Raw genomic sequence first — 8,924 nt, 5'->3', positions numbered from 1 at the left:
ATTTATTTGCCAAATAGCCCCGTCCCTTTCACTTTTAGAACTCCAGCGAAGCGCCGTCTTCCGGAATGTCTACACGACCCTCGATCCCTTGCTTCTTGACGTAGGCGCGCAACTCTTCACGCGTCAGGGACATATGGTTGATCGCGTCCATGTGCACGGCGACTATCTGCGCGTTTTTCGCGGCTTTTGAGGCGCGAAGCACATCTTCTTCGCCCATGATGATCGAACCGTCGACCCCCGCCATTTTTGCCTTCCCGGCATTGAGCACGATAACTTCCGGGTGGTATTGGTTGATGGCTTGGTCGACCTCTTTGCGCCAGATCGTGTCACCTGCAAGGTAGAGAGTCTTATAGCCCGGTGCCTGGAAAACCACGCCCATGGCTTCGCCTAGCGGTTTTGCGAGCGCTGGCACGGCATACATTTCGTCAGTGCCATGCTGGCCGCCGGTCTTGGTGATCTTCACGCCGCCGAATTCGGCTTCATCCGTCAGCACGCGCACGTTCTTGAAACCCTGGGAGCGAATCAGCTGCGCATCTTCTTCATGCTGGGCGAACAACGGAATGTCTTTAGGCAGCGCTTTTTGCGCGGCATCGTCCCAGTGGTCCAAGTGCGTATGGGTGACGATGACGGCGTCGACGCCGGCGATAACTTTCTCCGGTGATTCCGTCAGATCAACCAGGGGGTTGCGCAGGTTGCTTCGATAGGTGTTTTCAAACCCCGGATAAGCGCCTTTTTTAGCAAGCATCGGGTCGATCAGGAACGTGGTGTCACCGTAGGTGATTTTCACCGTCGCGTTACGAACCTGCTGCAGACCCAACTTATGAGAGGTATCAGGCGCCTTGGGCGCGTTTGAACTGGCGAAAGACGGAGTAGCAGCGAAGGCACAAGCAACGCTGAGGGCAAGCGATAAAGTTCTGAGTTTCATAAGAATCAATCCTGTTGTTTACATCGAGGAGCCCATTCTTGTCGAATGTCTCGGGGGTCAACAGTGGCCCGAATGACATATTTCGCTATAATTGGGCCAACTGCTCGACGTTGTTCGATTTGAGCCCTGCGGGGCGAATTGAGGCCCCCTCATGCTCCCCATACGCGTTGCTGTCCTAGCGTTCGAAGGCGTCAGCCTTTTCCATCTGTCCGTGCCTGGAATGGTCTTGGGAACCGCGCAACCCGTGCCCGATGAGCCTCGGTATGAAATCAATTACTGCGCAGAAGTGCCCGGCATGGTCAGTACCGACCAAGGCATCGGCCTGTCGGTAAGCCTCGGCCTGGAACTCATGAAAACTTCCGACGTCATCATCATCCCCGCATGGGGCGATCAATCCCTCGTTGCGTCGCCCCAGCTCGTGGAAGCGCTGCAGCTCGCCAATGCGCAAGGCAAACTCATCGTGGGATTGTGTTTGGGAGCGTTCGTCCTCGGCGATGCCGGGCTGCTCGATGGGAAGGAAGCAACCACCCACTGGGCCGTCCGTGACCAGTTTGCGCAACGTTTTCCCAAGGTTCGATTCAAGCCCGAGGTGCTCTACGTCAGCGCCGATAACATCGTGACGTCCGCCGGAACGGTCGCGGCCATCGATTGTTGCCTGCACCTGATACGCGAGCGACTCGGCGCAGATGTAGCGAATCGCACCGCGAAAATGCTCGTGACGCCACCCCACAGGCCCGGAGGCCAGGCGCAGTATGTTGAGCACCCGGTGCCGCAATTATCTGGGGAAACTCACCTGTCCGACGTCCTGACGTGGGCCCGAATGAACCTGTCCAACGACCTGTCCCTCGACGTTCTGGCAGACATGGCGAAAATGAGCAGGCGCACTTTTACCCGTCGGTTCAAGGAAGCGACCGGCACAACCGTGTCGAAATGGTTGACCGCTGAACGAGTGGCTAGGGCGCAGGCGTTACTGGAAACGACAGAGCTGCCTATTGAATGTATCGCGGGGGAGGTGGGGTTTGGGACGTCATTGTCGTTGAGGCAGCATTTCGGCGCGCATCTGGGGACGTCGCCCTCCGATTATCGGAAGATGTTTTGTCTTGGGGTGGGGCGGAAGATTTGAGGGGGATTGGAAGGCGCCACTCAACTCCGGCAGCCTCGCGCTGAAGGAGCCAACCTTCGATCAATCCCGCAGAGCCTGGCCAGTCGAATTTCCAACACTCGCCAGAAAAACTCTGGTATCCCGGTTAGACCGCAGACAGACCACGCGGCAAGTTGAGGGGGCAGTCGCCACGAGTTGGATCATCTTTGCCCGGGCTGATTTTCTCGTCCGCCACATGAACTTCAGAAACTCCGGCAGATTCGCCAGCAATTCGGGGCAATTGTCCGGCAAGTCGGGACGGTGCTGACCCCGGTGGAGCAGCGTTCTGAGCAATACACGCCAGAATCATTCGGCGGCGGTTAATACTGAAAAAAAGCCGCCTGTGTTGTTTTCATGGTTGACCCGCTTTCCCAATAAAGTTTTGATTGGCTGCGGCTGCATTCGGCTGCACTGGACTTAACCGATATCTCGCTCCACTCGAGGCTATTTAAACGAGATGGTTTTCTTCACCGTCATACAGGGACTGGCATGGGCATTTTAGATCGGCTTTTTGGTGGACGCTTTACCATGCCTCCGCCCGAGGAAACCAACCTTAGCGCATCAGCAATCATGAAGGAACTGCGCTCCGAGCGAAGCGATCCCGGTCAAAAAAAAGCACTGGAGGCGTTCGCCCAGGCACTGGTTGCGTTCATTCCGGAAAAAGAAGGCGCCAGACTTGTTAGACGTGTCATGCGTAGATACGCAATGGGGGACGACGCACCCAGTGCCCTCACGGAGGGATTCCTGAATGACTCAAAGGGACAAAAGCTTGAACACCTCGTTCTCCTTAGCCTGGATTGGAAGGGTTACGACGTATTTGAGTATCAGGCGCCCTATCTGGTCAGCGCCAGTGGTTTGAAAGAACCCTACGCGTATGTGCGCGAAGGCGCTTCCTCAATGCCAGAGGTGCTCCACTACTTTGATCAGTGGCTGGCTCGGTTTGGTAAACGGTATCTTCACCTGGACTCCGGAGGTGAGAATTACGAAGGTGTCATTATTGACGCTGATCGGCTGGGAGCGATTACTGAGTTGGCTGGACGAGCTGGAATCCAGGTGAGTCTTGAGAGCTTCTAGCGATGGAGACTGGCTGAGGCAGTCGCTGCCCTTGAATCAGTGCAGCAACGACCGCTGTTGGCCGGGAGCCGGCTGTCGCCTCCGTAATCAATGAGCGACTCTTCGTCGGTCAGGGCTGAGGCCTTGAATTTAACGATAGAACCCCTTCCAGCCAGACGAGTCTGTTCCTGTATTACTTTCAGGAAAGCAGCCAATGTCAGCGCACCATAGCCTTATCATCCTTGCACGTGGAGGGTACGCCGCTCGAGGAGTGATTTACCTAATCATCGGTATCTTCGCATTGCTTGCGGCACAAGATTCGACAAAGCCGAAAGACAGCCATAAAAGCCTGGAAGCCTTATTTGGCCAGCCGTTTGGCTATTTTTTAGTGGGGGTAGTCGTGGCAGGTCTGCTCGCATTTGCGGCATGGCGTGTTCTGCAAGCCATGCGTGATGTCGACCATCACGGCAAAAATCTCAAGGGTCTGATAATTCGCACCGGTCTGTTTGCGGGAGGTTTGGTCAATGCTGCTATGGCATTTTTTGCGCTAGGCCTACTTGTAAGCGGAACTAGTAGCTCGGGCAACCCAGGAGAACACACCACAGATTGGCTGGCGCATCTATTGTCCTGGCAGCATTCCAACTTATTGGTGTATCTGATTGCTCTTATTCCGCTTGGCGTTGGAATCGCTCACCTTATCAAGGGATGGAAGGCATCGTTTGAGAAGTATTTCGAGGCGGACGAAGACGTCATGCGGTACGTCCGCCCAGTGTCTCGGTTTGGCCTGATAGCACGTGGCGTCGTCTTTATAGAGATTGCATTGCTGTTGGCGGTTAGCGGCTCTGCCTATCAAGCCGTGGATCCACCCGGTATGAAGGAAGCCCTTGAGGCGCTCCAGAATTTACCAGCTGGGTGGTTGGTTTTGATGGTAATGGCGTTCGGATTGATCGCTTTCTCGACTTACAGCTTCGCTGAAGCCTTCTGGCGGAAGATAAATATGGAAGTGCCCGGATTGTCGAGAACGTAGTGCAAAGCAGGACTGAGGGGCTACTTGCAGCCTCAACGCTCGATCGAAGCCCCTGGTTTTGAGTGGAAAGGGGACGAGTGGAAAGGACTGGAAAGGGGACAGATTTATTTGCGGTAAATAAATCTGTCCCCTATTGCTGCTATTGCTGGTCCTATTGCTGTCATCACAACTCAACCCCAACGCGTCCCCAACACAATCCCCTGCGCCTTGAACCCCTCAAGCGCCGCCACCCCCATCGGCATCAACTCCCGCACCGACACTCCAGCGACCTCAGCCAACGCCACCAGATGCTCCCGCCCACTGCGCCGATGCTCCATCAGCGAAACCAACAACGCATAAGCCATCGGAGCCAGCCGCGAAAACGTCACTCGCCCGGCGTGCCGCTGTAACAACACCAAGGTCGGAGCCGCAGGCTTTTCGGTGGGCTGGTAATCCGGCCCGATGTCGCACACCGGCCATTCATACGCCTGTATCCACGCCAGTCCGGACACCACGGGCGCGCCTTCGATCAGATCACCGTGGGGATTGTGCGACGGTTCCACCGCATCGCTCAGCAGCAGGGCGCTTTCAGTCCATTCGTGTTGGGCGAGTTCGGGCAGCCACGGAGGAAAGTCTTGCAGATCCGGGTGTTGTTCCAGGTAGGCGACGAACTCGCCGGCGAGCTGTGTGAACAGTGGCGTCTGGCAGCGGTAGTTGGCGTAGAAGTCGTGGACCAGTCGTTGCCAGTCGGCGCGCGGCAGGGTTTGGTGGATGACCGGGAAGCTGGCGGCGAGCAGTGATTGGATGTTGCCGATGAACAGTTGGCGGTAGATGGCCAGGCGTCGGGCTTCCAGCCCGGGTGGGGGCGGGTTGTGCGGGTTGCGGACGTAGTTGGCCATGCAGTCGAGTTGGTCGAGCAGTTGTTCAGGCATGGCGGGCCTCCGGTGTGGCCGGGCAGGCGAGTTGTTGCAGCTGTTTGATCTGGTCGATTTCGGCGAGCAGTTCCGATAACGGCGGGAAGTTGAAGTCGCGTTCGAGCAGTGTCGGCACGGGTCCGAATCGTTGGTAGGCCTGGTACAGAAGGTTCCAGACGTCTTGCTTGACAGCCGCGCCGTGGGTGTCGATTTTCAGGTCGTCGGCTTCGTCGTAATGGCCGGCAACGTGCAGGTAGCTGACGCGTTGCGCGGGCAGGGCGGCGAGGAATTTGTGGGCGTCGTAGCGGTGATTGATGGCGTTGACGTAGAGGTTGTTCACGTCGAGCAGCAGGTCGCAGTCGGCTTCTTCGAGGACTGCGGTGATGAAGTCGATTTCGCTCATGGCCTGGAAGGGCGCGGCGTAATAGGAGATGTTTTCCACGGCGATGCGCTGGCCCAGTAGGTCCTGGGTCAGGCGTATGCGCGCGGCGACGTGGTGGACGGCTTCTTCGGTGAAGGGGATCGGCAAGAGGTCGTAGAGGTGGCCGCTGGCGGAGCAGTAGCTCAGGTGCTCGCTGTAGATCGCCACGGCGTAGCGATCGAGAAAACGCCGGGTGCCGCGCAGCAGGTCGAGGTCGAGCGGTTGTGGGCCGCCGAGGGATAGGGACAGGCCGTGGCAGGTGATGGGGTGCTTTGCGGCCAGTTGGTCCAATTGTTCGGCGTAGACGCCGCCGACGCCGATCCAGTTGTCCGGGGCGCATTCGAGGAAGTCCACGGCCCCCGGGGCCATTTCCAGCAGATTGCCAAGCATGGCCCGGCGTAGACCGAGCCCGGCGCCGTTGGGTGGGGTGAAAGTGCTCATCGCAGTTCTCCAGGGATGACCAAAGCCTCCCGGTGTGATCCACCGGGAGGGCGGGAGCGAAGGATTTACTCCTTGGCTTTGCTCATGTGGATGAACAGCTCGGTGGGCACTTTCTTGCCGTTGGCGGTGTATTGGCCAGTCCGATATTTGTAGGTTTCCGCCTCGGACAGGTAGCCGTCATGGTTGGTGTCCATCTTCTCGAACTCGGCTTGCTGGGTCGGCGCGACGGTGAGGAATTCTTTCAGCGACACGCGCGCATCGTCGTCGGTGTCGGTACGGGCAAAGGACGCGTCGCCGCATTTGCCTTCACCGCACTTGCCTTCCGCCGCGGTGACTTTTTTGCCGGATTCGTCGGCGCCGCATTTGCCTTCGCCGCACTTGCCTTCCGCGTCGGTGACTTTTTTGCCCGATTCGGCAGCACCGCATTTACCTTCACCGCATTTGCCTTCGGAGGTTTTTTCCGCCGAAGCCAGCTGATAGCCCTGGGGCAGGGCGTCCACCGCGAAGGCGGATTGGGCCAGGCTCAAGCCGCCGGACAGGGCGAGTGCGGCGAGGGCGAAGCGAGCGGCGTTCGAGTTTTTTGTACGGGTCATGACAGTTCTCCAGATAAGAAGGGGTGTGCCCCAAGGCAACGTTGCGCGGGGCGTGCCGTGGCGGTTGTCACGCTGCTTGCGACCCGGCGATGCGTTGAGCGCGTCGGGACGAAGCAAGCGGGACAGGCCTGTTCGGACGGGGCCATTTGGCCCTTGCCGTGTATCTGGGATATGTCATTTAGCGGGGTGTTTGTATTGCTCTGTGTCGTGGATACAGAGGGTTCAAGGGGGGCCGCTGCGCAGCCCAGCGGGAGCAAGCTCCCTCGCCACGGGTTTGGTGTGTTTCCTACAGAAGATGGATGCTTATGGAGTGAATGAACGAAATCTCTGACGACTTTTTAGGGTTGGCCTTCGGAAATACTGCCCCTAGGATCTGGTGCTATCTGTTGTGCATGCAATACAGCAAGCGCAGCCCCGTTTTATCGGATGAGGATTGATTGATGCCGGGAAGCCAGGAAGCCGGGCCTGATAAATTCAATTGTTGCCCTGACGACATTTGGCGCTATGCTTACGTCAAATGTCGTAAGGAGGCTAGCATGATGGCCGTTGCAGCTAAGCAGGCAGAGGGGGGCACCGTCAGACCTACCGGGAAAACGGCGGCGATGCACCGCGAGAAGACCGTTGAAAAGCCGACCCAGGTGTTGTTGCAAGGGCGCAAAGGAGATGAACGCCTGCTGATTATTCGTTACACCCAGGAAGGTTTTTATTTGAGCGATGTCAGGGAGATGCTCTCCGGATCAAAGCTGTACATGGAGCATGGTCTCCTTGAGCGCATCACAGGCAAGTCTGTCAGGACCGTACAGCGCTTGGCGAAAGAGGCGCAACCGGTACGGCTGAACCGCCAACAAAGTACCGTTGCGTTTCAATATGCCCAAGCCTTGGAACATGCCACTGAGGTATTTGGCAGCCAAACATTGGCTGAGGACTGGCTGGAGAAGCCCTGCAGATATCTGGATGGCCATGTACCCCTGGAGTTGATCGACAACTCGCTGGGCTTTCAGGTCGTGGAGGATTACCTGAGCCGTATCGAGCATGGGGTTTATCAATGAGTCCTTTGCCCTGGGAGGGCAAGTGGCATGCATGGCGTCTTGATCGCGAGGTCTACAAGGAGACATGGGACAGTGGCGTCGGTGCGCAACGATCCGGCGGGCGTTGGAATCCTCCCGGCCGTCGGGTGATCTACGCCTCGGCCGATCCTTCCACCGCTATTTTGGAGGTCGCGGCGCATCTGGGGTTCGACGCGCTGGACAAGGTGCCCCATCTGCTGACCTGCTTTGAGGTGCTGGATCCGGCACTGATCAAGGTGGTTCATGCCGAAGACGTGCCAAACCCTAATTGGCTCGCCCCGACTCAACCTTCGCCGAACCAGCAACTGTTTGCCGACGAGTTGCTGGCGAACTTTCCCTTCGTGCTGATTCCTTCGGCGGTAACCCGTCATTCCTGGAATTTGCTGGTGAGCTGCGATTTGGCGATGGACCAATTCAAGCTGATTTCCCAAGCGCGGTTTGGCTTGGATACTCGATTGGTCAGGTAAAGACTAGGCATGTTCTGACGGGGTAACGAGCCCTGCTACGGACTACTTTTTCACCGAATAATCCTTCCCCCAAACACGCACGGCACTGATCGCCTCGTTCATGCCTTCAAACACGAACTTCTGTCGCACGGCGGTCTTCGGTGGGACGGTGACTTCGTCAGGGTTGTCCAGCCCGGTGAGTCGGTTGGCGTAACCGGCTTGGTCGATGGCCAGCAGCGCACCGGTTTGCCCGAGGTTGATCAGGCGCAGTTGGGTGTCGGTGCTGTTCTTGAAACCGAGGGTGATGGTGACGTTTTCATCGCTGGGCTCCAGCTTCAGCACTTCAACGTTGATGCGATCTTTCATCTGCTCGTCGGAGGAGATGATCGCTGCGCCGTCGGTGCCCTGGACTGATTCGCGACCATCGAGCACGCCTTCGCTGACGCCGCCCAAGAGGTTCTTGCCGGCGGTGATGAATGACGAGACCGCGGATTTGGTCGAGTCCTTGATAACGCTTTCTGCCGGCTCGCCTTCGGCCAGGCATACGGAACTGAGCAAAATACCGGAGAAGAAGAGGGTGGCGCGTGACGGCAGAAGGGTCATACCTGAGTCCTTTAGGGTGGCTTGCAACACGCCCCTCGGATGGGCGTGCGGCATGATAGCGGGGATCATGGCGTACTTGTCCATTCCTGGTTTCTCGGGTCATTGGGTTTATGCGCTGATCCGCATTTTTTGGCGGCAGGTGCATCTGTAACGGTATCAGTTCCCGCTCCACAATTCGGTCACGGCGCAATGACTCTATTGGGAGAAAGCTCATGGCGAAGATGGCGATTTTTTTGGGTGGTTTCCTGGCGTTGACGTTGCTGATCGGTGTGCTGGCGACGATTTCGCCAGTGTAGAAAGCTTTTTTGGCGAGG

The 8,924-nt window shown here is 57.4% G+C and carries 10 protein-coding genes and 1 pseudogene; 5 read left to right on the top strand and 6 right to left on the bottom strand.

Going from position 1 to position 8,924, the window contains the following annotated elements; all coding sequences use genetic code 11:
* Positions 1–34: 34 nt before the first annotated feature.
* A complete protein-coding gene (locus J3P95_RS15060; RefSeq protein WP_434580729.1) occupies positions 35–925 on the bottom strand; it encodes an MBL fold metallo-hydrolase in 891 nt (296 codons plus the stop codon).
* A 151-nt stretch (positions 926–1,076) separates the two neighbouring features.
* On the opposite strand from J3P95_RS15060, the gene J3P95_RS15055 reads away from it, so the two are divergent.
* A complete protein-coding gene (locus J3P95_RS15055; RefSeq protein WP_434557595.1) occupies positions 1,077–2,048 on the top strand; it encodes a GlxA family transcriptional regulator in 972 nt (323 codons plus the stop codon).
* 60 nt (positions 2,049–2,108) lie between these two features.
* Here the strand turns inward: J3P95_RS15055 and J3P95_RS15050 are convergent.
* Positions 2,109–2,372 (bottom strand): annotated as a pseudogene (locus J3P95_RS15050) (AAA family ATPase); the annotation flags it as partial.
* Positions 2,373–2,555: 183 nt separating this feature from the next.
* Between J3P95_RS15050 and J3P95_RS15045 the strand changes: the two are divergent.
* Together J3P95_RS15045 and J3P95_RS15040 are read left to right on the top strand one after the other, a co-directional pair.
* Entirely contained in the window at positions 2,556–3,140 is a 585-nt protein-coding gene (locus tag J3P95_RS15045; protein WP_434580731.1) for a DUF6630 family protein, read from the top strand.
* Positions 3,141–3,333: 193 nt separating this feature from the next.
* Positions 3,334–4,146: a DUF1206 domain-containing protein gene (locus J3P95_RS15040; RefSeq protein WP_434557593.1), complete on the top strand. Its 813-nt coding sequence runs from the start codon at positions 3,334–3,336 to the stop codon at positions 4,144–4,146.
* 170 nt (positions 4,147–4,316) lie between these two features.
* Here the strand turns inward: J3P95_RS15040 and J3P95_RS15035 are convergent, their stop codons facing one another.
* The 3 genes from J3P95_RS15035 to J3P95_RS15025 form a co-directional block, all read right to left on the bottom strand.
* Positions 4,317–5,057 (bottom strand): HvfC family RiPP maturation protein, encoded by a 741-nt coding sequence (locus J3P95_RS15035; protein ID WP_434580733.1) that lies wholly within the window; start codon positions 5,055–5,057, stop codon positions 4,317–4,319.
* Entirely contained in the window at positions 5,050–5,901 is an 852-nt protein-coding gene (locus J3P95_RS15030; protein ID WP_434557591.1) for an HvfB family MNIO-type RiPP peptide maturase, read from the bottom strand. The genes J3P95_RS15035 and J3P95_RS15030 overlap by 8 nt, the downstream gene beginning before the upstream one ends.
* Positions 5,902–5,966: 65 nt before the next feature.
* Entirely contained in the window at positions 5,967–6,494 is a 528-nt protein-coding gene (locus J3P95_RS15025) for an HvfA family oxazolone/thioamide-modified RiPP metallophore (protein ID WP_186614704.1), read from the bottom strand.
* 602 nt (positions 6,495–7,096) lie between these two features.
* Here J3P95_RS15025 and J3P95_RS15020 point away from each other — a divergent pair.
* Complete coding sequence (locus J3P95_RS15020) at positions 7,097–7,543, top strand: antitoxin Xre/MbcA/ParS toxin-binding domain-containing protein (protein ID WP_186614756.1); 447 nt, start codon at positions 7,097–7,099, stop codon at positions 7,541–7,543.
* Positions 7,540–8,028: an RES family NAD+ phosphorylase gene (locus J3P95_RS15015; RefSeq protein ID WP_434557589.1), complete on the top strand. Its 489-nt coding sequence runs from the start codon at positions 7,540–7,542 to the stop codon at positions 8,026–8,028. Before J3P95_RS15020 ends, J3P95_RS15015 begins: the two co-directional genes overlap by 4 nt.
* Before the next feature lie 42 nt (positions 8,029–8,070).
* Here J3P95_RS15015 and J3P95_RS15010 read toward each other — a convergent pair whose 3' ends face one another.
* Positions 8,071–8,610, bottom strand: coding sequence for a hypothetical protein (locus tag J3P95_RS15010; RefSeq protein ID WP_434557588.1), 540 nt, complete (start codon positions 8,608–8,610; stop codon positions 8,071–8,073).
* Positions 8,611–8,924: the final 314 nt, after the last annotated feature.

Origin of the sequence: Pseudomonas sp. Z5-35, from assembly GCF_051131945.1 — a bacterium.
Lineage (GTDB): Bacteria > Pseudomonadota > Gammaproteobacteria > Pseudomonadales > Pseudomonadaceae > Aquipseudomonas > Aquipseudomonas marvdashtae.
The sequence above is the reverse complement of the archived record's forward strand: the minus strand, read 5'-3'. Positions and strand labels throughout refer to the sequence as shown.